Below are 895 nucleotides of genomic sequence, written 5' to 3' on the forward strand. Positions count from 1 at the left end.
CGGATAAAGCGAAAATCGAATCCCCAATGGTTACAACTTGATCGTTGTCAGCGTCTGTTACACGGTCATTGCTGACTAGACTACCAACACCGCCACAGCCTGTGAGTCCCGCAGAAATAAGTAATAATGCGATTATTTTCTTCATAATGAGTCCTTTTTATTTTATGTAATGATTGTTTTGTATAATCTTTTTACACAACATCAGCCCACGCTAGACTTGATGTAAAAAAGGCACATTAGCATTATTAGCCGGCGCCTCTCCATGACAGCACTTGCCTGTTTTTGACATTTGCGGTCACGAGTTCAAAGTTGTCGACCCGGTCTCGACTCTGAGTTATCTCAGGCCAGGTCATCTCGATACACAACAAGCTCATCCTCCTCACCATCTTTGACAAAGTAATAGGCGAGCATGGGTAATAGGGTAATTGAGCCAAGCATATTCCAAAGAAACATGAAGGTTAACAGTATCCCCATATCCGCTTGAAATTTGATCGGCGAAAAGATCCAGGTTGTAGTACCGATAGCCAGGGTCAGCCCTGTAAAAGCAACGGCTTTACCCGTTGAGTGGAGCGTATGGAAATAAGCTCTCTGTAAAGTCATGCCTTGCGTTAGGTACTCCTCTAGACGAGAGTAGATATAGATACCGTAATCGACACCTAAGCCCACACCCAAAGCAATAATTGGTAAGGTTGAAACCTTCACACCAATGCCTAAAAAGGCCATCAAGGCCGTACATAGAATGGAAGTCATCATCAAAGGCATAACAATGCAAACAACGGCTCGCATAGAGCGGTAGGCGAGCAAAACCATCATTCCGACAATCACATAAACAATAACCATCATAAAAGTCTGTGATTCAGCTATCACCTGGTTAGTCGCGACTTCAATACCTGCA

General features: G+C 43.7%; 1 protein-coding gene. It reads right to left on the reverse strand.

From position 1 onward, the window contains the following. Positions 1–339: 339 nt before the first annotated feature. On the reverse strand, positions 340–895 hold a 556-nt coding region (locus A3729_RS28500; protein WP_156498206.1), incomplete at its 5' end, for an MMPL family transporter.

This window comes from Oleiphilus sp. HI0043, assembly GCF_001634935.1.